Genomic DNA, 24,236 nt, shown 5'->3' with positions numbered 1-24,236 from the left:
GATTTTCAATCCCGCCGATAGCCCGTCGACTAACCGGCCGGTCGGCCGCGGGGCGACGCCGTGCCGCACGCGCGGGAACGCTTATGTGGCCGGCGCATACGGAGAGCCTGTCTCAATATATGAATTAACGACTTGAACCCAGTTCCATACGTCCTACACTAATACTTCGGCCAGATTCGCGCGTCCCGCCCGGCGCGCCCATTCGAAGCCCTTTCGGAGCTCACATGCGATTGACCATTTTGATCAACGGCCCGGACCCGACCGTCAACCACGACTATGCCGTGCTCTGGCTCGACACCGACCAGCAACGCTGGTCGCGCGAGTCGCACGAAGGCATCGACCTCCCTGCCTGGGGCGAGATGCGAGATGCAAACGGTGTAACGGCGCTCTGCGCGCCGCTCGACGATTCCCCCCTCTGCACCCTGCGCGGCCTGCACGTGAACCGCCGCCAGGAAATCAGCTCGGCACACGGTGACGCCACGTGGTCGTGCGAGACCTCGCACGCGCCGATGGAAGGTCAATGGCGTCTGCAGGCCGTGGACCGGCAGATGGTCCACGCCGAAAACGCGCTGTTCGCAGGCTGACGGCGCCGCGCCACGCCGGCGCGTTTATTCATTCCGTCCCTCTTCCCATGATGCGGCGTCGCCCTTCCGGCGACGCCGCTTTGTTTTGGTGCGCTTCGCGCGCGGCTTGAACGCGCTCGCGGCGCGTGAGTGAACGCTCGCATCGCAGGCGAGCGTGATCGGCGTGCGCTGGCGTCATTGCAAGCGGCGCCTCAATCGGCACTCAATCGGCGTTCCATGCGGCCTCTGCCCGATGTGGCCGCGCACGATCGCGCCCGCTATACTTTCACGCCCTTTCATGCCCTTTCAGGAACGCAACACGGCGCGCACGACACACGCGTCTTGTGGGTTCCCTGGCCATTCCCGACTCGCTGATTTGCCGATTTGCCGATGAAGAAGCTGTTTGCCTGCCTCGCCATGGCCCTTGCCGGCCATGCGTTCGCCGCCCCCGCCGCGCCCGCCGCACCCGCTTGTGCCCAATTCGTTCCCGACGGCCAGTTCCCCACACTGACCAACCAGCGCATGGCGCCGAAGACGCACATGCTCTGCTATTCCGATTACGTGGTGCTGCACTCGGGCGTCACCCATGGGCCGCTCTGGTCGGCGGAGCACATCACGCGCGACCACCTCGAAGCCGCGAAGGACATGACGCGCACGAACCGCTTCTTCGAAGACGATCGCCTGCCCGAAGGCGATGGCGCGACGCTCGCCGATTACAAGCGCAGCGGCTTCGACCGCGGCCACATGAGTCCCGCGGGCAATCGCTGGAATCCGCAGGCCATGGCCGAATCGTTCTCGCTCGCGAACGTGGTGCCGCAGAACCGCGAGAACAATCAGCGCCTGTGGTCGCATATCGAAACGGCGGTGCGCAAGCTCGCGACGAAATACGGCGACGCCTATGTCGTGACCGGCCCGCTCTTCTCGGGCGCGCAGTTGCAGACGATCGGCGCGTCGCGCGTGCTGGTGCCCACGCAGATTTTCAAGGTGGTGTACGTGCCCTCGCAGCAACTCGCGTTCGCCATCGTGGCCGACAACGCGAGCGCCGATCGCTACGAGGTGCGCTCGGTGCGCGATCTCGAAGCGCAAAGCGGCATTGCGTTCCCGGGCATTCCCGCGAGCGTGGCCGCGCAAACGAAAGTGTCGTTCAACGGGCGCGCGTTTGCCGTGCGCAAATGGGGCTGGTAGGAAACGGCGAAGGCGAGGTGCGACTCACTCGCGCGCCCGCGCACGCCTCGTCCGGTTGAGCGCCATGATCGAAGCGCCTCCGGCCACTACAAATCCAGCCGGGAGACCTTCGAGCCTTCGAGCGAGGCGCCCGCCATCAGGCCGGCGTTGGTGAGCACGAAGGCCTCGATCGGATTGATGGCCGTCGACGTATCGACCTGACCGTTCACGCCCATCTTCACGAGCGCGACGGTGGCGTCCGCCCCCACCTTCCAGCCGCTGCTGCGCTTGAAGCGTTCGAAGGCGCCCTGGGTCATGAAGGCGTAGTAGACGGCGCGCGACTGTGCACCAATCTGGAAGCCGAACGAGCCGGCCGTCGTGCTGAAATAGCCTACCGTGCGGCCGCCGGCACGCAACGCGCCGCGTCCGTACTGGCCGCCCACGCCAATGGCCGCGCCGACCACGTCGGGAAACACGAGCACGGCGCTGGACTTGCCGATCAGCTCGCGCGAGCCCTTCACCGTGCCATAGAGACGCTCGAGTGCCGCATCGACATCGGCGTCGATCTCGCGGCGCCGGCGCGCGTTCTCTTGTGCAGCTTCGGCGGCGTTGCCGCTGCCGCTGGAGCCTGTCACCGCGCAAGCACTCAGCGCTGGAAGTCCCGCGAGCACCGCCAGCGACGCGGCGACGCTGCCGCCGGCCGCGAGGAATCGTCTTCTGTTCATTTTGTTTCGCACTCCCATTCAACTACGGCTGCTTGCGCGGCAGTTGCGCGACGGGATCGACGGGCTTGCCGTTCTCGCGCACTTCGAAGAGCAGCGCGCCCACGCCAGTGGCATCCGCGCCGCTCGTGGCGATCTGCTGGCCCAGCTTCACGGTTTCGCCCTCCTTCACGAGCAGCCTGCCGTTGCGGCCATAGGCGGTGATCAGGTGCGCGTCGTGCTTGACGATGACGAGCTTGCCGTAGCCCTTCATGCCGCTTCCCGCGTACATCACGCGGCCCGCGGCGGCAGCCTTCACGGGCGCGCCCGGCGCGCACGCGATGACGATGCTGCGCGACTTGCCCGCCGCGAACGGCGTGATGACGCTGCCGCTCACCGGCCAGGCGAGGCGGGCATTGGTGCGTGCGGCGGCCGGCGCGGGCGTGGGCTTGGTCGAGGCCGAAGGTGCAGGCGCAGTGGCGGAAGGCGTTGAAGAAGCACGCGCGCTTGAGGACGCAACAGCCGGCGCCGACGAGGCGGACGCCGCAGGCGCAGTTACCGGGGCCGCTGGGGAAGCGGCCACGCTTTTCGCTGGTGCCGCGGCGGGCGCAGTCGCAAGCCCCTGCACCGGCGGCGCCACGCGCAGCAGTTGCCCCACCTTCACCGTGCCGGAAGCCGGCAGCTTGTTCCAGGCGGCAATATCGGCGGCGCGTTGCTTGTGGGCGGCGGCGATGCGGTTGAGCGTGTCACCCGCCTTGACGCGATAAAAATCGGCGGTGGCGCTGGACGCAGGCACTTCGGCAACGACGACCGGGGCTTGCGTCTCGATCGGCGCTTCGGTCGCGGTGGTCGATGACGCGACGCCCGCGCTTTCGGCCACTGAGGCGTCATCGCCTCGTTGCGCGGACGACTGCCACGGCGTGACCGTGCAGGCGCCGAGCATTAAAACAGATGCCGCGGCGATCGCCATCGCGCATACGCGCGGTGCAAGCGGTAAACGCAAAGTCCGCATCGTCAGACTCGCTGGCCGGCCGCGCGGGTCGCGCCCGCTTCGTGCGGCTTCGTTTCGGCGCGCTCGGCTCGCGCCCGACCGCGCGAGTCGCCGCAACCGGTCGTGGCAACGCTGTCGCCGGCCAGCGGTGATGCGTGACGGCTCAGTTGCTTGTGTGCCTCGACGGCGGCCACGGCGGCGGCAATGCCGGCGCCCTTGTCTAGAATTCCCATGACGCGCTCCTTGTTCGACCTGCTGGAATGCCTGCGCCGCGCGGCGCAGGTGCGTCATGATCATGGGTTTGCCGCAAAGTGCAGCAGATTCGCGTGCCGGTTCTGATTCACGTCAAGGTGAACGGTGTGCGGCGCGGCCCCCCGTGGCTCCGGTTTCACATTCACGCGCGCCGGATGCGGAGTGCGCCGGATTTTGCGATGACAATTGATGACGTGGCGGGCCGCTTCTTATAATGCGAGCCCGCACGGCGCGGCCTCGCGCCGTGGCGCATCACGCTCAAGGAGGAACTCAAGGTGTTCGACGCATACGCAAACGACGACGACGTCCTGAACGTACAAGGCGACGCGCTCACGCTCACGAACGGCACCACGCGCGTGACGCTCTCGGGCACGCTCGAACTCACGCGCGACAAGCGCGGCCTCGCCGCCGCGCTCGCGCTGAAGGCGGCGCTCGACAGCGTGGTCGCGAAACTGCAGGCCGATCCGCACCTGCCCGCACAGGTCAAGGAAGAGCCGGACGCGAAGCCCGGCGTCGTCGACAATCCGTTTAAGTGATCGCGGCGCCAACCGATCGCCGCACCACAGCCGGTGAATCGGCGCGCGTCAAACCGTTCTAGAACGGCTTGCCTTCGCTAGTCTTCCACGCAGGCATGAGCGTGTTGGACGGCAGCGTTTCGTCGAGCAGCTTCTTCGCGCTCGCGGCACCCGCGATGGGCAGCCCGGTCGGATCGATGGCGCCGATCTGCGCGAGCACCGAGGCCTGATCCCAATAGATGTGCTCGTTATAGAGCTTGCTGCCGCGAAAGCAGATCACGGCGAGCATCGGCACTTCGAAGTACTTGCCGGTGGGCGCGAGGCCCGGCAGCAGCCAGTCGATCTCGCGGTCGTGCGTGCAGCAGAAGATGAACTCGTCCACCACGCGGTCCGAGCCGATCGTGCGCGAGATCGGGATCAGGCGCGTATCGGCGGGGTTCGAATGCACGAAGTGGTGCGTGTAGAAACGCTTGAGCTCGTCGTGGCCCACGCCGCCCGTCATCGTCGGGATGTGGTTGACGTAGGGCTGCGCGACCATCGTCGGCATCACGTCGTCCGGGTTGCGCGTGACGAACTCGTGGTAGCAGTGCTCCTCCCACAGCGCGTTGAAGTCGTAGATGGGACCGAGCACGCGGCGCAGCATGGCGAGCGAGCGCGAGTACGCCATCATCGCCGCCGGTTTGTCGTATTGGGGCCGCGAGGGCGCGGCGAACGCGTGATCGCAGCCGGGATACGTGTAGAGCTCGACGCCCGGCTTGCCCGCCAGCGCCGCTTCGATGCGCTCGCGCGTGGCCGCGTCACACCAGCGGTCGATCTCGCCGAAGTGCAGCATGAGCGGGCAGCGGATCGTAGCGGCCTCGTTCAGGGTGTTTTCGAGTCCCACGGCGTAATAGCCGATCGCGCAATCGACATCGGTGCGCGCCGCCGCCAGATAGGCGAGCCGGCCGCCCAGGCAGTACCCGATCGCGCCCACCTTGCCGCGCTGCGAAGGATGCGCGCGCAACTCGGCAAGCGTCTGCGCGACGTCGTCCATCGCGAGGTCGACGTCGAAGCGGTCGTGCAGCTCGAGTGCCTTCGCCATGTCGGCGCCCTCGTAGCCCAGGTCGACGCCGGGCTCGAGGCGCCAGAACAGGTCCGGCACCATCACCACGTAACCTTCTTCCGCGTAACGGTCGGCCAGCGCGCGCATGGATGCGTTCACGCCGAAGATCTCCTGCAGCAGCACGAGGCCCGGGCCGCTGCCTTCCGGCGGCAGCGCCGTGTAAGCGCGGAATTCGCCGCCGTCGCGCGACTTCACCTGGGTCCATTGTCCGTTCATCGGCTTGTCTCCTTTTGTCCTTGTGGTCGGCTGCTCGTCGGGTCAAGGTCGGCTGCTCGTCGGGTCAAGGCCGGCGGCGCGCTGCGCCTGTGGGCCTGCCAGGGCCTGGTCACGCTAATAACCGGCCCTCGCACACAACAGGTCCTATGCCGGCGCGCCAAAACCGCCCGTGGCCACGAGCGGCGGCAACCCGGATTCGCCGCGTATCCACGCGTGGTTCGCGAGCTGGGCCATTTCGCGGTCGCCGCGGCTGTCGCCGTAGGCGTATAGCGTGGCGGGCGCACGCTCGCCCCACCATGCGCGCAATCGGGCGACCTTTTCCGGGCCCCAGCAATTGCGGCCCGCGAGCCGCCCAGTGTAGACCCCATCGCGCCATTCCAGCTCGCTCGCGAGCACCGTGCCGATGCCCACGCTCGGCGCCCACTTGCGCAGATACACCGAAGGCGATGCGCTCACGAGCACCACCTCGTGGCCGAGCGCCTGGTGCTCGCGGATGCGCGCAAGCATCTCGGGGCGCAGCAAGCCGGGCAGGCGCGTGTCGACGAAGCGCTGCGCGGCGGCTTCGAGCGCCTCGCGGCGCACCGGGCCGAGCGCGGCATACAGGAAGCGCGCCTTGGTGCGGCCCCGGTCGGCCCAGCCGGGCGCGATGCCGGCGAGCCACGGCAGGCAGCGCAGCGCGGCGAGCACGAAGCCGGCGTTGCCGGCGGCATCGAGCATGAAGGCGCGGAAGCTATCGGACGTGGTGATGGTGCCGTCGAAATCGAAGGCGGCTACGACGCGGTCGTTCATGAGGCGGGACACGGAAAGCGCCACGGTCAGGGGCGCGTGGTTAGAGGTATCGCGGCAAGCGCGTGCTCGACGCTCGGGCAAGGGCGGCAGGACAAGCCCGTTGCAAGCCGGCGTCATTGTCGGCGCAAATGGCGCGCTGCCGCAATGGCGCGGCCGTTCGCCAGCGCACACAGCCTTGCTTCATGTATCGATGTTGATGCTATCGATCAATATCGATACATGCGATCGAGGCGCTGCCCGATACGGGCATACCGTCGCCCGGCTCTGGCTCAATGCACGGCACCGCACGCCATGTGTCTCACGGTGAGGCTTCACTGTGCGTGCTGCTCGAGCCGCGCCGCATCGACGATTTCGATTTCACCGTAGCGCAGCGCCACGAGGCCGTCCCGCTCGAACTGGCGCAGGATCTGGTTCACCGTCTGGCGCGAAAGCGCGAGCATCAGCGCCAGGTCCTCCTGGGGCACGCGCACCACGCCCGCGCCGCCCATCTCCCGCGCCACATCGTGGCCGCTCTCGCGGCCCGCCTCCCCGTAGCCCGTGGCCAGCAACAGCAGGCGACGCGCCACGCGCGGCGCGGCGGGCAGAAGCGCGCTCTCCTCGATGGCGTCGAACGCGAGCCGCAGCTTCTGCGCGAGCAGCAGACCGAACGCGTGCCACCAGGCGGGCGTGGCGTCCAGCAGCGCGGCCAGCGCCGCGCGCGGGACGTGAAAGAGCGTGGCGTCGCGCTCGGCATAGGCGTCGTGCGTGCGCACGCCCGCATCGAAGAGCGCAATCTCGCCGAACCATTGCGCCGGCCCCACCACGGCCAGCAACGCCTCGCGTCCGGCCGCGCTTGCGGTCCCCACGCGCATCGCCCCTTCGAGCACGCAATAGATGCCGTCGGCGGGGTCGCCGCGCAGGAACAGGCGCTCGCCCGCGCGCAGGGTGCGCACGCGGCCCGCGGCGCGCAAACCGGCACGCAGCGCTTCGGGCGCGCCGGCGAACCATGCGCTGCGCTCCAGCAGCGCCGTCACGGCGGACACGGAGGGCGCGGCGGCGTCCGCCTGCGCGCCGGTGCTGCGAAGCGCGTCGGCGGAAGCGGAGGAGGCAGCAGGGACGGGACGTGAGGTCATCGAAAGTTTGAGCGCGGCACAGGCGGAACGCCTACGCGCATCGGCGAAAAATGATGGCGATCCGATGCCAGGCGCGCGAACGCAAGAGCGCGACTGCACCGATTGCGCCAATTGTCGGCTAGCCGAAGGTCAGCGGCGCGGCGTCCCGGGATCATAATCATTTTGGAGACAGGGAGGCATCCATGAGAAACCTGACCGAGCAGCTCGCCCAATACGCCGAATACCATCGCGATCCCCGCAATATCGCCACGCACTTCGTCGGCATCCCGATGATCGTGCTCGCGCTCGCCGTGCTGCTATCGCGGCCCGCCTGGGTGAGCGTCGCCGCGTGGCCGCTGCATGGCGTGCCGCTCTCGCCCGCATGGTTCCTGTTCGGCGCCACGACGCTCTATTACCTCGTGCTCGACGTGCCGCTCGGCCTCATGATGGCCGCCGCCTCTGCAGCCTGCCTCGGGTTCGGCGCGTGGCTCGCGCAGCAAGGCACGGCGGCCTGGCTCGCGGGCGGCATCGGCCTGTTCGTGGTGGGGTGGATCTTCCAGTTCGTCGGGCACATCGCGTGGGAGCACCGCAAGCCCGCTTTCGCCGACGATCTGATCGGCCTCGTCGTCGGCCCGCTGTTCGTGCTTGCCGAAGCGCTGTTCGGCCTCGGCTGGCGTCCGGCCCTGCGCGCGGCCATCGAGGCCAAGGCCGGCCCGACGCGCATCAATCCCCCGCGCGCTCACGCGGCCCGATAGCGAGTCTCGCGCGGTCCTCGCTCGTCACACTGGCCGGTCCGGGCGCGGTCCGGGCGCATGAAGCCGTCCCGGCGTGCAGTCCGCGCGGCGTCCCGCGTGCTCGCAAAGCGCCCGAAGCGCCGGGCGGCGCAACCTAGCGCGCGAGCCTCACCAGCCGCGCGCCATGGATTGCCGTCAACGCGACGGCAATCCAGATCGGCACATAGGTCCCCAGCTCGCGCAGCCCGAACGGCTCGCGCAGCAGCACGACGGAGACGATCACGAGCAGCACCGGCTCGACATAGCCGAGGATGCCGAACAGCGCCATCGGCAGCAGGCGGCTCGCCTTCAGATAACACGCGAGCGCCACCGTGCTCAGCACGCCGAGCCCCGGCAGCAGCACCCAGGCCAGCAGCGCGTGCGCGTCGAGCAGCTTCAGCGAGCCGCCCGCGTGCACCTCGATGGCGGCCACGGGCAGCAGCAAGATCATTTCGACCGAGAAGGTCACGAGCGAATCCGCGTGAATCTTGCGGCGCAAGACGAAGTAAGGCGGATAGCCGAGCGCGACGAGCAGCGTCGGCCACGAAAACGCGTGCGTCACCCACAACTCGTGCATGACGCCCACGGCCGCGCACGCCACCGCAATCCATTGCAGCGCTTCGAGCCGCTCGTGGTAGTAGTAGCGCCCCACCAGCACCATGACGAGCGGCAGCATGAAATAGCCGAGCGACACTTCCAGCAGGCGGCCGTGCAGCGGCGCCCAGAGGAACACCCAGAGCTGCATGCCGAGCAGCGCGGCGCTGCCCGCCAGCATGAGCGCGACGCGCGGCTCCTTGAACGCGCGCGCCACCAGTTCCGCGAGTTGCGGCGCGCGCGAGCGCAGGACCACCAGCGCGAGCGCGCCTGGCGCGGTCCAGATCACGCGCCAGGCGAAGATGTCGAGCCCGCCAAGCGGGGCGAGCAGCAGGGTATAGGCCGACATCAGCGCGAACAGCGCGGACGCGCCCACGGAAAGCGTGATGCCGCGCTTGGGCTCGTAGGTGTTCACCGACATGTCGAGGCGCCGCGCGGGAGGGAGAAAGCCGGGGCGCGAGTGCGGGCGCGAAAGGCAAACGGCGCGGCGAACCGCGTGACGTTCTTGAAGAAAAGCCCAAGGGGGGCTGGAAAAGACGTTGTCATGTGAATCGGTTATTGAATAAAAGGCGGCTCGCGAAGCGGCGCTGCCAGCCAGAATTTTAATGCGCCGCGCGGCCCGCTGGAACGGCGGGCACGGGCGATGCTGCTACTGCCGGCGCGGCGAGCTCCGCGATTTAGTCCGTGAATTGCCCGCCGCGATGGACTAGAACGTAAATCTTGCTGCGGAGTCGCCACGAAGGCCGTGGTGCGCGCGAAGCAGGCATTCGCGCACCGGCGGCCCGCCGTCCAACCCCACTGCAACCCCGTTGCATGAGGCGAGAGCGAGGCGTTTTGCACTAACTCTGGCCGACCGCGAAGCATGGGGCCAGAGGAAGCGCTCTGCACTAACTCTGGCCCACAGGAGAGCGAATGACCCGATCTGCGTCCCGCCCCACGCTGCAGCCGCATGCCCCTTCCGGCCTCGCCGCCGAATTTGCCGCCGCTGTCCGTGCGGGCCTCACTCACGCGCCGCAAAAAGAGCTGCCGTCGAAGTATCTGTATGACGAAGTCGGCTCGGCGCTGTTCGAGGTGATCACGGTGCTGCCCGAATACGGCGTCACGCGCGCCGAGGAACGCCTGCTCACGCGCTACGCCGCCGAGATCGTCGAGGCGTTGCCGGCCGACGTCGTCGTCGCCGAACTCGGCAGCGGCAGCGGCCGCAAGACGCGCCGCATTCTCGAAGCGCTCTCGCGCAAGCGCCCCACCTCGCCCACTTCGTATTGCCCGATCGAGATCTCGCGCACCGCCTTGCAACTCTGCCGGCGCGAGCTGGCCGACATCGAGCGCATCTCCATCGTCGGCTACGAGCGCGACTATCTGGCCGGGCTCGCCGAGGTGAGCCGCCAGCGCAAGAACGGCGAGCGTCTTTGCGTGCTCTTTCTCGGCAGCACGATCGGCAATTTTGCGCGCCTCGCGGCCACGCGCTTTTTGCGCGACATCCGCGCGATGCTGCGCCCGGGCGACACGCTCTTGCTCGGCACCGACCTCGTGAAGCCCGTGCCCACGCTGATCGCCGCCTACGACGACGCCATCGGCGCGACCGCGGCGTTCAACCTGAACCTGCTCGCGCGCATCAACCGCGAGCTCGATGGCGACTTCGACCTGCGCGACTTCGAGCACGTCGCGCGCTTCAACCCCGATGCGCGCAGCGTCGAGATGCATCTGCGCGCGAGACGCCATGTCAGCGCGCGGGTGGGCGCGGCGCGGCTCGCGGTCGAGCTCGAGGCCGGCGAGACCATCTGGACCGAGAGCAGCCACAAGTACCACGCCGACGAAATCCCCGCGATCGCGGCCGATGCGGGCTTCGAGTGCGCGCATCAGTGGGTCGAGAAGGAATGGGGATTCGCGGAGAGCCTGTTGAGCGCGGCGTGAGCCGAGGCCAGGCTGGGCGCAGACCGCCGTTCAGGGCCGATGGGCTCTTGCACGCACGGTAAGCGAAACGTCAGGCAAACAAAAAGCGGAGCGCTTTTTTCAGGGCGCTCCGCTTTTTTTACAGTGGCAGGTTTCAGTGCTGCTCGAAACGCTCGTAACGTTTATCGGTGTGGCGCTCCTCGCTCTCCACCGAGCTCACGCGCGCCGCGGGCGGGCCGTGGCGCAGCCACGAGAGCATGCGGTCCACCTGATTCGCCGTGCCCTGGATCACGGCCTCCACCGAGCCGTCCTCCAGATTGGCGACATAGCCGCGAATGCGCAGCGCGTGCGCCTGGCGCACCGTCGCGTGACGAAAGCCCACGCCCTGCACCGTTCCGCGCACGCGCACGTAATACGTTTCCACGCGCGCATCCAGATCCGGTTCGCTCATCGTTTGATCTCCCATTGTCTTGCTGCCGATACGCCAGGCATTGTAGACGCCATGGCGCGCGGGCGCCGCCTTGCCCACGAATGCACGCGCTCGCACGGCGCGCAAACCGTGCGCCTCGCCCCGCGTCCCGCTTGATACTCCGCTTGATACTCCGCTTGATACTCCGCTCGATGCCCCGCCCGCGCCGCAAGCCCGCCGCCGTTACCGCGTCGCCGCGCCCCACGTACAATCCGTGCCACGCCAGCAGCGCGCGCCGCGCGCCGCACCGACATCCGAACTGAAAAGCGAATTTCGAATGACCGACACCTCCCGCGCCAACAAGGACCTCGTGCTGATCACCGGCGCGTCCGGCTTCGTCGGCTCGGCCGTCGCCCGCATCGCGCAGGAAAAGGGCTATGCCGTGCGCGTGCTGGTGCGCGCGACTAGCCCGCGCAAGAATCTCGAGGCGCTCGACGCCGAAATCGTCACCGGCGACATGCGCGACGCCGCCTCGATGCGCAAGGCGCTCGACGGCGTACGCTATCTGTTTCACGTGGCCGCCGACTATCGGCTGTGGGCGCCCGATCCGCACGAGATCGAGCGCGCCAATCTCGAGGGCGCCGAAGCCACCATGCGCGCCGCGCTCGACGCGGGCGTGGAGCGCATCGTCTACACGAGCAGCGTGGCCACGCTCAAGGTCACGAGCTCGGGCAACTCCGCCGACGAAACCTCGCCGCTCACGGCCGAGCAGGCGATCGGCGTGTACAAGCGCAGCAAGGTGCTCTCCGAGCGCGCCGTGGAGCGCATGATCGAGCGCGACGGCCTGCCCGCCGTGATCGTCAATCCGTCCACGCCGATCGGGCCGCGCGACGTGAAGCCCACGCCTACGGGCCGCATCATCGTGGAGGCGGCCACGGGCAAGATTCCCGCGTTCGTCGACACGGGCCTGAACCTCGTGCACGTGGACGACGTCGCGAACGGCCACTTCCTCGCGCTCGAGCGCGGGCGCATCGGCGAGCGCTATATCCTCGGCGGCGAGAACCTGCCGTTGCAGCAGATGCTCGGCGACATCGCCGGCATGGTGGGCCGCAAGCCGCCCACGATCGCGCTGCCGCGCTGGCCGCTCTACCCGCTCGCGATGGGCGCCGAGGCCGTGGCGCGCTTCACGAAGCGCGAGCCGTTCGTGACCGTCGATGCGCTCAAGATGTCGAAGAACAAGATGTATTTCACGTCGGCGAAGGCGGAGCGCGAACTCGGCTACCGCGCGCGGCCCTATCGCGAGGGCCTCAAGGATGCGCTCGCGTGGTTCCGCGAGGCGGGGTATCTGGGCACGAAGTAAGCGCCGCACGAGGCCGCTCTTTTCGCGGCTTGCGGCGCGCGCTCAAGGGATCGGTGCCGTAGTAACCTGGACGACCGTCACCGGATGCTCAAGGGAAGAACACGATGATCTCGCATGTTTTTGTGGGTGCCAACGACTTTGACCGTGCCTTCAAGTTCTATTCGGCCGTCATGAATGAGCTCGGACATCGTTTGAAGTTTTGTGAGCCCGATAAGCCATGGGCAGGCTGGATGGCCGAGGGCATGCCGCGCCCGCTCTTCATTGTCGGCAGCCCATACGACGGCAACGCCGCCGCATGCGGCAACGGTCAAATGGTGGCGTTGCTTGCGCCTGACCGGCAATCGGTCGACAACGCCTACGCCAGCGCGCTCGCGAACGGCGGTTCGTGCGAAGGCGCACCCGGTTTGAGGACCCACTACCACCCGGACTATTACGGCGCGTATTTCCGGGATCCAGAGGGAAACAAGCTCTGCGTGTGCTGTCACGCCCCCGCTCCACAGTAGTTTTGCAGGCGCTCGCTGCCCCTGGCGCGCAACGGCTGCTCAATGCGAGAGCAAATTGTTACAACTTTTGTTGCGACCTGCTTACAACGCTGCGCGGGACAGTCGCGTGCGCTATGGGTAAAATCGCGGGTCTTATCAGAGAAGCCTCGCATGAATCTTCAAGACCAGATCGGCGCGCTCGAAGCGGGCGTCGATCAGCTGATCCAGGCCGCCAGCGTCGCGCTTGCGCCGCGCCCAGTCGTTGCGGCAGCGCCCGAACAGACCCACGCGGTGGATGCCTCCGCGCCGGAAGCGGCCACGCAACATGCCGAACTCGAGCCGGAAACGCCAGCCGTTGCGGCGGCGCATCCGCACGAGCCGCAGGCGGCTGTCGTCGAAACCGAAGCTGAAGTCGAAGCCGAGACCGGAGCCGAAGCTGAAGCCGCCACGGCCGAAGTGGCGGCGGAAGTTGGGGCCGAAGTCGCGCCCGAAGTGGCGACCGCTATCGAACCGGTCGACGCCGCGGAACCCGCGCAAGCCGAGCCGGAAGCCGAAGACCGCAAGGTCATGCTGGAAGTCGGGCGGCCGTCGCAGAACGAGATCACGATGTCGATCGGCGGCCAGACGGTGTCGCTGCATCCGCTGCAGGTCGGCCAGCTGATCGAGGAACTCGCGAACGCGCGCGCCTCCATGCAGCCCGAGCCGCCGCCCGCGATTCCGCCCGGCTGGCGTTTCGCGTCGACGAAGAATCCGATGATGGCCGTGCAGAAGCAGTCGAATGGCGACCGCTTGCTGGTGCTGCGGCACACGGGTCACGGCTGGGTGCCGTTCGTGTTCTCGCCCGACATGGTCGTGCAGATGTACATGATGTTGACGCAGCGTTAAGCCTCGTCAACCGTCAGCGCGGTGCTGCGAGCGTCGGCGATGCTGCAAGAGTGCCGCGCTGACCGCAACCATTGCGCCCGAGATCACCAGACTCAGCGCAAGCAGAACGCTCACGATGACGTCCTCGTGTCCCTCGATACCCACTGCGCCGAACAAGTTGAATAGCGGCTCGAGCGTAGCGTAGCCGCGGTCGCTGTACAGCCACGCCGGGATCGCATCGATCCTGGTAACCACGACGAACACCGGCAACGCCAACACGAGCACAAGCAATAACTCGAGCACGACGCGCACGCGCTTCATCGCACGATCACCGTGCCGTAGTAGGAGATACCGGTGCGCGGAATGACACCGGTCTTCTGCGAGAGGAGCCACTGGCGCAAGCGCGCAAAGTCTCTCTGAGCGGCAATGGTGATGCAGCCTTCGCTCCGGCCCAAGCGCCCGTTTGGATGGATACGGAAATTGCCGCGCCGCACGCCGTTGATCACCGTATAGTCGTCAATCTGACCGTCGTCACGATAGAGCGCGAACCAGTCCTCATGATGGACCCCTGAGGCCTGATCCTTGACGAAATCATAGAGCCACCCCATACGACCACCGCTTGGACGGGCCACGATGTAATAGAGGCCGAGCGGCAATGGCCCTGAATTCCTGATCGCGATCGAAGCGGGATTGTTGGTGTCCACGCCACTTCCTGAAAAAGCCGCAAATCCACCGATTCCAACGCACGTGAGCGTGGACATGCGCTGCCCATTGAGGTTGTAAAAACACTGTGCAGGCATTGTGGCTCCTGTTCAACACGATCGCGCCAAAGTAAGGCGATACGCGTTGCGGAGCAACAGCAGCGAGCAGACTTATCCCGACCGCGTCAAACGCGACTTCGATAATAACCTTGGCACAGCCTCAGCGCCCCTGCGCGGGCGCCTGCACGCGCGACTTCCACTGCCCGCCCTTGCCGCGCCAGAAGCGCCAGGCCGAAGCGAAGGTCGCGCCCACGTAGAACAGCGCGACGAGCGGCAGGAACGGCGCCCACAGCGGCGAGCGGCGGTAGTACGCCAGCATCGGCGCGTAAGCGCAGCACATCAGCGCCCAGGCCACCCATGCGGGCCAGCCGAGCGGGCCGAGCACGAGCGCGACCACGGGCGGCGCGAGATAGATGACCGTCATGCCGACGATCGTCCCCGCAAGCTGCCACGCCGAGTAATGGAGCTGCGTGAACGCCGTGCGCGCGATCATGTTCCAGATGTCTTTCCACGAGTCGTACGGGCGCAGCGAGACGCTCTTCGCGGCCACGTCGAGACGGATCGGATGGCGCCCCTCGCCGCGATGCTTGATGCGCGCGGCAAGACTGCAATCGTCGATGAGCTCGGCGCGGATCGACTCGATGCCACCCGCCTCCTCCAGCGCCTTGCGGCGCACCAGCATGCAGCCGCCGGCCGCCGCCGCCGTCTTGTTGCGCGGATTGTTGACCCACGAGAACGGATAGAGCTTCGCGAAGAAGAATACGAACGCCGGGATCAGCGCCTTCTCCCAGAACGAGTCGCAACGCAGGCGCACCATCAGCGAGACGAGATCGCGCTTTTCCGCCTGCGCGCGCACCACGAGCTGCGCGAGGGCGTCGGGCGGGTGGCCGATGTCGGCGTCCGTCAACAGCAGGTAGTCGGCGTTCAGGCCGAGCGTGCGCACGGCCTCGATGCCCTGCGACTGCGCCCACACCTTGCCCGACCAGCCCGCGGGCAGCGGCTTGGCGCTCACCACCGTGAGCTTCTCCGGGCAGCGCAGCGCGAGCGCGGCGGCGCGCGCGGCTTCGGCGGTGCCGTCGGTGCTGTGGTCGTCGATCACGATGACGTGAAACTCGCCGCCATAGTCCTGCTCGAGCAGCGACGTGACGGCCTCGCCGATCGCGTCCGCCTCGTTGCGCGCCGGCACCACGGCGCACGCCGCCGGCCAGCCCGCCGCGGGCTCGACCAGCGGCAGCGGCGCGGCGGGGCGGGCGCGCCAGAAGCCGCCGCGGCCAAACAGCAGGACCAGCCAGATCACGAGCGAAAGGCAGGACACTGCAAAGAAAATCGTTGTCATCATGCGTTGTTACTCTCGATCGAAGGCATGCGCGCTCCCACGCGGCGCGACAGCCACATGGCCGCCGTGCGCATCAGCACCACGGCCCAGTCGGCGGCGCCCAGCCGGGGACGCGCGCGAAATACGTCATAGTCCGCCCGCTCGATGACTTCGAGCATGCGCAGGCCGCCGTGCACGACGCTGCACAGCTCGAGGCCGAAGCGGCCCGGCACGCGCAGCGCGAGCGGCGCGCCGCTCACCATGAGCGCGCGCGCCCGCGCCACTTCGTGCTCCATCAGCGCGCACCAGGCGCCATCCACCCTGCCCGCGGCGATCTGCGCCTCGCTCACCTTCAAGCGCTCGCGGTCGGCCTGCGGGAGGTAGATGCGGCCCCGTTTCCAGTCAGCCGGCACATCCTGCAAGAAGGTGATGAGCTGCAAGGCGGTGCAGATGGCGTCCGAATCGGCGAGGTTCTCGGGCGTGGCCTCGTCGATCAAATGCAACATAAGGTGACCGATCGGGTTCGCCGAGCGGCGGCAGAAGTCGAGCAGCTCGAAACGGTCGGCATAGCGCGTGGTGTCGATGTCCTGATCGAACGCCGACACCAGGTCGTAGAACGGCTCCAGCGGCAGCCGGCACCGGACCATCACCTTCGCGAGCTCCGCGAACAGCGCGGGATGCACGGGCGCGAGACGGCCTTGCGCCACGGCGTCGAGCCCGGCGCGGAAGTCGGCGACGCGCAGGTGGCGCTCCTCGGCGCTCCAGTCGCCTTCGTCGGCAATGTCATCGAGGGTGCGCGCGACATGGTAGATCACGCCGACAGGCGCTCGGAGCGCCTTCGGCAGCAAAATGCGCGCTACCGGAAAATCGTCGTATTGATCGGGTTCCATGAAGCGTCCAGAATGGGGTCGGTCCCGCAAGGCGCGATGCGGCCTGGTACGGGGGACGTTAGTTTAAGGGTTCCCGCACCCTGTTGCACTGCGCAATACCCCCAAGAGTGTCACAGGCTGTGTCGCCGGCAATCCTGCTGCTGGAACGCCGCAAAATGGGGCGGATAACGGGGCCAATTGCGATTGGCGTCGCGTGCGCGCCGCACCTTCCCGTTCGCTATACAGCAAAGCGGCGGCGATGGGGTTAAAATGCGCGTCTGGTTTTTTCCGCCCCCCTTTGGCGGATGTATGCAGATATCAGCACCTTATTAATATGATGGTCGCGGCGAACGGGTCTTTTCGGCTCGTTCGGAATCCGCGGCAGTCGGAGTTCGCCACCCTATGCGAGTCATCCTTGCCCAACCCCGCGGCTTTTGTGCGGGGGTTGTCCGCGCGATCGAGATTGTCGATCGTGCATTGCAGAAGCACGGCGCGCCCGTCTACGTGCGCCATGAGATCGTCCACAATCGCCACGTGGTCGAGAACCTGCGCGAGAAGGGTGCGCGTTTCGTGGAAGAGCTCGACGAAGTGCCCGAAGGCGCGGTCGCGATTTTCAGCGCGCACGGCGTCGCCAAGACCGTCGAGCGCGCCGCCGACGAACGCAGCCTCGACGTGCTGGACGCCACCTGTCCGCTCGTCACCAAGGTGCACGTGCAGGGCCGCCAGTACGTCGCGGCGGGCCGCACGCTGATCCTGATCGGCCATGCCGGCCACCCGGAGGTGGAAGGCACGATCGGCCAGATTCCCGGCACCGTGCTGCTGGTGCAGAGCGAGGCGGATGTGGGCAAGCTCGACTTGCCGCTCGACGCGCCGCTCGCGTACGTGACGCAAACCACGCTTTCGGTGGACGACACGCGCGGCATCATCGACGCGTTGCACAAGCGCTTCTCCGACATCGTCGGCCCGGACACGCGTGACATCTGCTATGCCACGCAAAACCGCCAGGCCGCGGTGCGCGAGCTGTCTTCGCAAGTCGACGTGCTGCTGGTCGTGGGCGCGACGAACAGTTCGAACTCGAATCGCCTGCGCGAGATCGGCGGCGAATCGGGTCTGCCGAGCTACCTCGTGGCGGACGGCTCGGAAGTGAAGGCCGAGTGGTTCGCCAATGCGCAAACCGTCGGCATCACGGCCGGCGCGTCGGCGCCCGAGGAAATGGTGGAAAACGTGATCGACGCGCTGCGCGCGTTGGGGCCTGTCGAGGTGTCGACGATGACGGGCCGTGAAGAAAAAGTCGAATTCAAGCTGCCGTCGAAGCTCTTGCAACCGCTCGTCGCACGCGAAGTTTAAGGAGGACACGCTTTGTCTATTCCGCTGCTACAAAAAGTCCGCGTTGGCTCGTACATCTTTCGCCAGCATTTCAGCGGCAACAAGCGCTATCCGCTCGCGCTCATGCTCGAGCCATTGTTCCGCTGCAACCTCGCCTGCAATGGCTGCGGCAAGATCGACTATCCGGATCCCATCCTGAACCAGCGCCTGTCGCTGGAGGAATGCCTCGAAGCCGTCGATGAGTGCGGCGCACCGGTCGTTTCCATCGCAGGCGGCGAGCCGCTCCTGCACAAGGAAATGCCGCAGATCGTGAAGGGCATCATGGCGCGCAAGAAGTTCGTGTATCTGTGCACGAATGCGCTGCTCATGGAAAAGAAGATGGACGACTACCAGCCGAACCCGTACTTCGTCTGGTCGGTGCACCTCGACGGCGACCGCGAAGCGCACGATCACTCGGTTTCGCAGGAAGGCGTCTACGACAAGGCCGTCGCGGCCATCAAGGAAGCCAAGCGCCGCGGCTTCCGCGTGAACATCAACTGCACGCTGTTCAACGATGCTCAACCCGAGCGCGTGGCGAAGTTCTTCGACACGGTCGGCGAGATCGGCGTCGACGGCATCACGGTCTCGCCGGGCTATGCCTATGAGCGCGCACCGGACCAGCAGCACTTCCTGAATCGCGACAAGACCAAGAACCTGTTCCGCGAGATCTTCAAGCGCGGCAACAACGGCAAGAAGTGGTCGTTCAGCCAGTCGAGCCTGTTCCTCGATTTCCTGGCCGGCAACCAGACCTACGAATGCACGCCCTGGGGCAACCCGGCGCGCACGGTGTTCGGCTGGCAGAAGCCCTGCTATCTGGTCGGCGAAGGTTACGTGAAGACCTTCAAGGAACTGATGGAAACCACCGAGTGGGACAAGTACGGCACGGGCAAGTACGAGAAGTGCGCGGACTGCATGGTCCACTGCGGCTTCGAGGCTACCGCCGTGATGGACACGGTCGCGCATCCGCTCAAGGCCGCGCGCATCGCGCTGTCGGGCCCGCGCACCACGGGCGCGTTCGCCAAGGACATCCCGCTCGACACCCAGCGTCCGGCTGACTACGTGTTCTCGCGTCACGTCGAGATCAAGCTCGAAGAGATCAAGAACGCGGCCAAGACCAAAAAGCCCGCGACTGTCGCGGCAAGCTAAGCGGCGTTGAAGGCCGCGTCCGGAAGGACGGCGGCCTTTGCACGGCGCTCGAGAGGGCGCAACGGTTCACGCCGTTGCGCCCTTTCTGCTTTTGTTGCGGCAGATCGCGGCGGCGCGACGGCAGGCGTTTTCGGGATAGCGGCGCCAGCACAATGGCGGGTTTTCCATCCACCGGATGCCGCCGCCCGGCCCGGCCCGGCCCGGCGTTGCGCTCGCCCGCCCGCCCGCGCCGCCGGCCAGGCCACGCCGGTCGCCACGAAAGCCACGCTAGCCACCATGTACGAAGCCGCACTCGCCGCCTGGCGCGCCGGGCAGCTCACCGCTGCCGATGAGCACTGCCGCGCCGTGCTCGCACAGTCGCCCGGGCACGCCGAAACGCTGCACCTGCGCACCCTGATCGCCCACCAGCAGGGCCGCACGTCCGAGGCCGCGGCGCTGTTGCGCGAAGCGCTCGCCCCGCACCAGGACGGGCAGCGCCTCGTCGATTTCGCCACCGCCTTGTGCATGCAGGGCCGTATCGACGACACGCGCGCCGCGCTGCGCCGCGCGCTCGCGCTCGATCCGACGCTGGCCGCCGCGCACTTCTATCTGTCCAACACCTTCGGCCCGGACGAGGCCGCGCAGGCCGACGCGCATCTGCGCGCGGCCCTCTGCCTCGATCCCGCGTTCGCGGAAGCGCACAACAACCTCGGCAACCTGCTGCGCACGGCGCGGCCCGAAGAGGCGCAAGCGGCGTTCGAACGCGCGATCGCGCTGCGCCCCGATTTCATGCACGCGCATTTCAACCTCGGCACGCTGCTCTTGTCCACGCAGCCCCGCGCCGCCGAGGCCGCGCTGCGCCGCGCGCTCGAACTCGATCCGGGCTTCGCGCCAGCGTGGAACCGTCTCGGGCACCTGCTTGCCGATACGCACCCCGACGAAGCCGAAGCCGCGCTGCGCCGAGCGACCGAGCTGGACCCCGAACTCGTCGCGGCGCACTTCAACCTCGGCAACCTGCTCTGCGAGCGCCGCCCCGACGAAGCGGCGCAGGCCTTGCGACGCGCGTTGGCGCTCAAGCCGGACTTCGCCGTCGCCTGGGTCAATCTCGCCCACACGCTCGCGAAAACGCATCGCGAGGAAGCCGAAGCCGCGGCGCGCGAGGCCGTCGCGCTCGACCCGGGCCTCGCGGATGCGCATTACAACCTCGGCACGCTGATCGGCGTCGCGCGTCCCGACGAGGCCGCCAGCGCGTTGCGCCGCGCCGTCGTGCTGCAGCCCGATCACCGGCTCGCGTGGCATCACCTCGGCCTCGTGCTGAAGGGCGAGCGGCTGCACGAGGCCGAAGCGGCGCTGCGCCGCGCGATCGAACTGGATCGCACGGACCCGGCCACACACGCGGCGCTCGGCAATGTGCTGCTCGACATGGGGCGGCTCGACGAATCGGTGGCGTCGTATCGGGAAGCGCTCGCGCTGGCAAGCGCCACCAACGACCGCAGCATCGACATCGTCATCGCGCACTACGACTTGATCTTCGCGCTCGCCTTCCAGACCGACGACCCGCAGGCGTTGCTCGACGAGTGCCGGCGCTTCGCGGCGTGCTTCGAGGCGCCGTTGCTCGAAGCGGCATCGCGAAGCGCGCCGGCCGATGCGCCGCCGCCCCGCGAAGACGCGCTCGCGCCCGGGCGGCGCTTGCGCATCGGCTACGTCTCGCCCGATTTTCGTTCGCATTGCCAGGCGCTTTTCACGGTGCCACTGCTCTCGCATCACGACCACGCGGCGTTCGAGATCGTCTGCTATGCGAGCGTCGCGAAGCCCGACGCCATGACGCAGCACATCAAGACACTCGTCGATGTCTGGCGCGACGTGCACACGCTCGACGACGCAGCGCTCGCGCAGCAGATCCGCGACGACCGCATCGACATCCTCGTCGACCTCACGATGCACATGGCCGCCGGACGGCGCCTGCTGTTCGCGCGGCGGCCCGCGCCGGTGCAGCTCGCGTGGCTCGCGTACCCCGGCACGACCGGCAGCACGGCGATGGACTACCGGCTCACCGACCCCTGGCTCGACCCGGCCGGCGAGCCCGGCCGCGACGCGCTCTATAGCGAGCGCTCACTACGCTTGCCGAACGCGTTCTGGTGCTACGAGGCGCAGGTTGCCGGTCTCGAGGTCAACGCCCTGCCGGCGGCGGCGGGCGCGCCGCTCACCTTCGGCTGCCTGAACAATCCGGCCAAGATCACCGACCACGCGCTGCGCCTGTGGAGCGGCGTGCTGGCCGCCGTGCCGGATGCGCGCCTGCTGCTGCTCGCGCCGCCGGGCGTGCCGCGCGAAGCGCTCAGAGCGCGCGCGCGAGCGCAGGGCATCGACCCGGAACGCGTGGCGTTCGTCGGCCATCAGACGCGCCACCACTATCTGGAGACCTACCAGCGCATCGACCTCGCGCTCGACTCGTTTCCGTACAACGGCCACACCACGAGTCTCGACGCCTTCTGGATGGGCGTGCCCGTCGTCACGCGCACGGGCCGCTCGGCGGCGAGCCGCGGCGGCTGGAGCATCGCGGCGAATCTCGGGGCGCCCGAGCTCGTCGCGCACACCGATGACGAGTTCGTGCGCATCGCCGTCGAACTGGCGCGCGACCGGCCGCGGCTGGCCGCGCTGCGCGCCGGGCTGCGCGCCCGCATGGAGGCTTCGCCGCTCATGGATGCGCCGCGCTTTGCCGCGAATATCGAAAGCGCGTATCGGCAGATGTGGCGCGCGCATTGCGACGACGCGGTGCGGCGCGAGGCAGCGCCGTCGCGGCGGCCCGGCGATGCCGTTACTTCGCGCTGAATGGCGACACCAGCAGCGCCTTCATCACCTTCACCGCTTTCGCCACCGTCATGGCCGCGCTCACGCCGGTCGCGGCCGTGCTTGCGGCCGTGCTTGCGGTCGTGCTTGCGGTCGTGCTCGCGGCCGGCGGCGTCCAGCGCTGGACCACGATGCTCGAGCCGTTGTAGTTGTCCTTCGTCACGACATACTCGCCGGTCGAGCTCAGATACGCCCGCAGGCCATACATCGAGTCCACGTCGTTGCCCACGTAGACCGTATTCGGGCTGCTGTCGATGAGCGTGGTGTCGAGCGTGCCCGTGGTGAGGTTGAAGGCGTCGATATTGGGCACGGTGTGCACATAGCCCACGAACAGCTCATTGCCGGCGGCCGTAATCGACTTGGGATTCGCGCTCGTGAGCGTGATCACCGGATTCGGCGCCGTCGTATTGCCGGCGAGCCAGCCGTGATAGACCTCGACGCGCGAGCCCACCGCGGTCCAGTCGGTGCTGCCGGTAATGCCCGCGAGGATCATCGTGTCGCTTTCGGGCAGGTAGATGATGCGCGTGAGACGCGAAAGCGTGGCCGGCGTCGGCGTGGTGATCGCGGCGCCCCATTGCGGTTGGCCGCTCGCATTGAAACCGGTCAGCGGATAGTGGGAAATGACGTTGGTCTTGTCGAGCCCCACCCAGAGATCGCCCTTGCTGTCGAGGCAAAAGCCATTGCGGACCGGCGCCGTCGTGTTGAACGCCGGCCCCGGCAGCGTGTAGTCGGGAATCGCGATATAGCCGCTCGCCGGATTGAAATGGAAAAAGTAGAACGTATCGGGATTCTGGCCGGCGGCCACGAGAATGCGCTGTCCGCCCACGTTCGCGAACTGCGCGAAATGCTCGCCGCGCGCGGGATCGGCGAGATTGATGCGCGGGTCGTTCGGATACGTGACGGGGTCGATGGTGTTGGCGACGAAGGTGCCCCCGGCCGTGCCCGAATAGACGTTCATGCCGCTGTAGAACATCGCGCCGTCGGTGGCCGGGTCCGGTACCGCGTTGCCTTCGAAGTTGACCGACTGGAGCATCCAGCGCAGATTGCCGCTGCCATCGTAGGCGTGCAGGTCGGTGCCGCCGTTGCGGCCGAGATCCCATGAGCCGCCCCACGGATTGTTCAGCACATACAGGTTCCCCGCGGCGTCCTTGCCGATGCCGGCTACGCGCGTAAAGCGTTTGGCGCCGACTTGCCCCTTGATGCCGGTGGTCGAGTCGAGATAGCCGCCCTGAATGCCGAACGTGCCGGCAAGAGCAGGCGTGCCCGTCACGTTGTAGATCTTGATGTTCATGTCGGGACCGGAGTCGCCGATCATCAACTGTAAGTTCTGCGAATCGAAATACAACGACGATGGCTGCGCGGCGGAAGCCAGTTGAATGGTGTTCAGAAGCTGACCACCTGGGCTGAACTCGAGCACCGCGCCCGCGCTCTTTTGCGCGACCCAGAGGTTGCCCCCGGCGTCCACGGCGAGCGCGCCCGGCCCCGTCACGGCGATGTCGCTCTGCCAGACGCCGGCCGTGGTGTATACGCGCACGCGGTTGCCGGGGAAGTCGCTGGCATAGAGCAGCGTGCCGGAGGTCGCGAGCCCCGTGATGACATCGGCGAGTTTCTCGGTCGTGTCGGCGCTCACGGGAATGAGCAGATCGCGAGTGCTGCTCGCGCGATTGTAGCGGCCGACGTTGCCGCTGCCGTAAGTGGTGCTGTACTGCATCGCGACGAACAGCGACGTGGCGTTACCCGTGATCGCTCCGCCCTGGAAATCGCCGTGGCCGCCGATCGAGCCCTGGCTCTGGCCGTTCTGGTAAAGGGCCACGCCGCCCTCGTTCTCGTCCCACATCGACGAGGTGTAGATCATGCCTTCGGGGGCGACCCACATCGAGCGGGCGACGTTGCCCACGCGGGTCGCATTGGTGCCATAAGTGTTGGCCACCCAGTCGGTGGTGTATTGCGCTTCGCAAACGGGTGCAACCGTTGCGGCCAGGATGAGCGCGAGCGCGGCGGCGCCCAGTCGATGCAGGACCATGAGTGATTTCTTCAAATGACGCCATGCTGTGCAGGCGTTCAAGGTGAGGTGTTGCCGACCCCGGCAAACTTGCAATCCGCTTTCCCGACGATTCGAATCCCTGCATCACGCCAGGCGCGGCGTCATGCGTCGAATTGGTGTGGAATCTCGTTCGGGTTAACGGCGAGACGCG

Annotated in this window: 24 protein-coding genes; 11 read left to right on the top strand and 13 right to left on the bottom strand. The window is 67.3% G+C overall.

The features are described 5' to 3' along the window. Positions 1-224 precede the first annotated feature (224 nt). Both E1956_RS25085 and E1956_RS25080 read left to right on the top strand, forming a co-directional pair. The gene (locus E1956_RS25085) at positions 225-584 is read left to right on the top strand and encodes a DUF3564 domain-containing protein (protein WP_028218210.1); all 360 of its coding nucleotides are present in this window, start codon (positions 225-227) and stop codon (positions 582-584) included. Between the two features lie 369 nt (positions 585-953). Beyond that, on the top strand, positions 954-1,748 hold the full coding sequence (locus E1956_RS25080) for a DNA/RNA non-specific endonuclease (protein WP_134753890.1): 795 nt from the start codon (positions 954-956) through the stop codon (positions 1,746-1,748). Positions 1,749-1,834: 86 nt separating this feature from the next. Here the strand turns inward: E1956_RS25080 and E1956_RS25075 are convergent, their stop codons facing one another. The 3 genes from E1956_RS25075 to E1956_RS25065 all read right to left on the bottom strand — a co-directional run bounded on the left by E1956_RS25075 (position 1,835) and on the right by E1956_RS25065 (position 3,652). After that, the gene (locus tag E1956_RS25075; RefSeq protein ID WP_134753888.1) at positions 1,835-2,452 is read right to left on the bottom strand and encodes a BPSL1445 family SYLF domain-containing lipoprotein; all 618 of its coding nucleotides are present in this window, start codon (positions 2,450-2,452) and stop codon (positions 1,835-1,837) included. Positions 2,453-2,474: 22 nt separating this feature from the next. After that, positions 2,475-3,308 (bottom strand): peptidoglycan DD-metalloendopeptidase family protein, encoded by an 834-nt coding sequence (locus tag E1956_RS25070; RefSeq protein ID WP_232071607.1) that lies wholly within the window; start codon positions 3,306-3,308, stop codon positions 2,475-2,477. A gap of 134 nt (positions 3,309-3,442) precedes the next feature. Beyond that, positions 3,443-3,652, bottom strand: a complete 210-nt coding sequence (locus tag E1956_RS25065; RefSeq protein WP_134753884.1) for a hypothetical protein — start codon at positions 3,650-3,652, stop codon at positions 3,443-3,445. A 294-nt stretch (positions 3,653-3,946) separates the two neighbouring features. Here E1956_RS25065 and E1956_RS25060 point away from each other — a divergent pair, with 294 nt between their 5' ends. Then, positions 3,947-4,207, top strand: a complete 261-nt coding sequence (locus tag E1956_RS25060) for a hypothetical protein (protein WP_028218213.1) — start codon at positions 3,947-3,949, stop codon at positions 4,205-4,207. Positions 4,208-4,265: 58 nt separating this feature from the next. Here E1956_RS25060 and E1956_RS25055 read toward each other — a convergent pair whose 3' ends face one another. The 3 genes from E1956_RS25055 to E1956_RS25045 form a co-directional block, all read right to left on the bottom strand. Then, positions 4,266-5,504 carry a dienelactone hydrolase family protein gene (locus tag E1956_RS25055; protein WP_134753882.1) on the bottom strand — a complete coding sequence of 413 codons (1,239 nt, stop codon included), beginning with the start codon at positions 5,502-5,504 and terminating at the stop codon, positions 4,266-4,268. 144 nt (positions 5,505-5,648) lie between these two features. Next, on the bottom strand, positions 5,649-6,293 hold the full coding sequence (locus E1956_RS25050) for an HAD family hydrolase (protein WP_134754876.1): 645 nt from the start codon (positions 6,291-6,293) through the stop codon (positions 5,649-5,651). Between the two features lie 311 nt (positions 6,294-6,604). After that, a complete protein-coding gene (locus E1956_RS25045; RefSeq protein ID WP_134753880.1) occupies positions 6,605-7,405 on the bottom strand; it encodes a Crp/Fnr family transcriptional regulator in 801 nt (266 codons plus the stop codon). 182 nt (positions 7,406-7,587) lie between these two features. Here E1956_RS25045 and E1956_RS25040 point away from each other — a divergent pair, with 182 nt between their 5' ends. Continuing rightward, positions 7,588-8,139, top strand: a complete 552-nt coding sequence (locus E1956_RS25040; protein WP_134753879.1) for an Mpo1 family 2-hydroxy fatty acid dioxygenase — start codon at positions 7,588-7,590, stop codon at positions 8,137-8,139. 133 nt (positions 8,140-8,272) lie between these two features. Here E1956_RS25040 and rarD read toward each other — a convergent pair whose 3' ends face one another. Beyond that, entirely contained in the window at positions 8,273-9,172 is a 900-nt protein-coding gene (gene rarD, locus E1956_RS25035) for an EamA family transporter RarD (protein WP_197732867.1), read from the bottom strand. 491 nt (positions 9,173-9,663) lie between these two features. Between rarD and egtD the strand changes: the two genes are divergently transcribed. Further along, positions 9,664-10,665: an L-histidine N(alpha)-methyltransferase gene (gene egtD / locus E1956_RS25030; protein ID WP_134753877.1), complete on the top strand. Its 1,002-nt coding sequence runs from the start codon at positions 9,664-9,666 to the stop codon at positions 10,663-10,665. Positions 10,666-10,798: 133 nt separating this feature from the next. On the opposite strand, the gene E1956_RS25025 is transcribed toward egtD, so the two are convergent. Then, positions 10,799-11,095: an acylphosphatase gene (locus E1956_RS25025; protein ID WP_028218220.1), complete on the bottom strand. Its 297-nt coding sequence runs from the start codon at positions 11,093-11,095 to the stop codon at positions 10,799-10,801. A 295-nt stretch (positions 11,096-11,390) separates the two neighbouring features. Between E1956_RS25025 and hpnA the strand changes: the two genes are divergently transcribed. The 3 genes from hpnA to E1956_RS25010 all read left to right on the top strand — a co-directional run bounded on the left by hpnA (position 11,391) and on the right by E1956_RS25010 (position 13,780). Beyond that, positions 11,391-12,413, top strand: a complete 1,023-nt coding sequence (gene hpnA, locus E1956_RS25020; protein WP_134753875.1) for a hopanoid-associated sugar epimerase — start codon at positions 11,391-11,393, stop codon at positions 12,411-12,413. Between the two features lie 104 nt (positions 12,414-12,517). Further along, complete coding sequence (locus E1956_RS25015; protein ID WP_134753873.1) at positions 12,518-12,916, top strand: VOC family protein; 399 nt, start codon at positions 12,518-12,520, stop codon at positions 12,914-12,916. A gap of 150 nt (positions 12,917-13,066) precedes the next feature. Next, complete coding sequence (locus tag E1956_RS25010; protein ID WP_134753871.1) at positions 13,067-13,780, top strand: hypothetical protein; 714 nt, start codon at positions 13,067-13,069, stop codon at positions 13,778-13,780. A gap of 6 nt (positions 13,781-13,786) precedes the next feature. Here the strand turns inward: E1956_RS25010 and E1956_RS25005 are convergent, their stop codons facing one another. From E1956_RS25005 to hpnC, 4 genes are all read right to left on the bottom strand, one after another. Further along, positions 13,787-14,080: a hypothetical protein gene (locus tag E1956_RS25005; RefSeq protein WP_134753869.1), complete on the bottom strand. Its 294-nt coding sequence runs from the start codon at positions 14,078-14,080 to the stop codon at positions 13,787-13,789. Continuing rightward, complete coding sequence (locus E1956_RS25000) at positions 14,077-14,559, bottom strand: DUF2778 domain-containing protein (protein WP_134753867.1); 483 nt, start codon at positions 14,557-14,559, stop codon at positions 14,077-14,079. The genes E1956_RS25005 and E1956_RS25000 overlap by 4 nt, the downstream gene beginning before the upstream one ends. A gap of 121 nt (positions 14,560-14,680) precedes the next feature. After that, on the bottom strand, positions 14,681-15,859 hold the full coding sequence (locus tag E1956_RS24995) for a glycosyltransferase (protein WP_134753866.1): 1,179 nt from the start codon (positions 15,857-15,859) through the stop codon (positions 14,681-14,683). Further along, positions 15,856-16,725: a squalene synthase HpnC gene (gene hpnC, locus E1956_RS24990; RefSeq protein WP_134753864.1), complete on the bottom strand. Its 870-nt coding sequence runs from the start codon at positions 16,723-16,725 to the stop codon at positions 15,856-15,858. The genes E1956_RS24995 and hpnC overlap by 4 nt, the downstream gene beginning before the upstream one ends. A gap of 381 nt (positions 16,726-17,106) precedes the next feature. Here hpnC and ispH point away from each other — a divergent pair, with 381 nt between their 5' ends. The 3 genes from ispH to E1956_RS24975 all read left to right on the top strand — a co-directional run bounded on the left by ispH (position 17,107) and on the right by E1956_RS24975 (position 22,023). Then, positions 17,107-18,051: a 4-hydroxy-3-methylbut-2-enyl diphosphate reductase gene (gene ispH / locus E1956_RS24985; RefSeq protein WP_134753862.1), complete on the top strand. Its 945-nt coding sequence runs from the start codon at positions 17,107-17,109 to the stop codon at positions 18,049-18,051. 12 nt (positions 18,052-18,063) lie between these two features. Next, the gene (gene hpnH, locus E1956_RS24980) at positions 18,064-19,215 is read left to right on the top strand and encodes an adenosyl-hopene transferase HpnH (protein WP_134753860.1); all 1,152 of its coding nucleotides are present in this window, start codon (positions 18,064-18,066) and stop codon (positions 19,213-19,215) included. Positions 19,216-19,491: 276 nt separating this feature from the next. Next, a complete protein-coding gene (locus tag E1956_RS24975) occupies positions 19,492-22,023 on the top strand; it encodes a tetratricopeptide repeat protein (RefSeq protein WP_134753858.1) in 2,532 nt (843 codons plus the stop codon). Here E1956_RS24975 and E1956_RS24970 read toward each other — a convergent pair. Then, positions 22,010-24,064: an SMP-30/gluconolactonase/LRE family protein gene (locus E1956_RS24970; RefSeq protein WP_134753856.1), complete on the bottom strand. Its 2,055-nt coding sequence runs from the start codon at positions 24,062-24,064 to the stop codon at positions 22,010-22,012. The two genes, E1956_RS24975 and E1956_RS24970, sit on opposite strands and share 14 nt — an antisense overlap. Positions 24,065-24,236: the final 172 nt, after the last annotated feature.

The sequence above is a fragment of the Paraburkholderia pallida genome (assembly GCF_004524855.1).
In the GTDB taxonomy this organism is placed as follows: Bacteria; Pseudomonadota; Gammaproteobacteria; order Burkholderiales; family Burkholderiaceae; genus Paraburkholderia; species Paraburkholderia oxyphila.
Note: the sequence above shows the minus strand (reverse complement) of the source record. Positions and strands in the feature narration are given on the sequence as shown.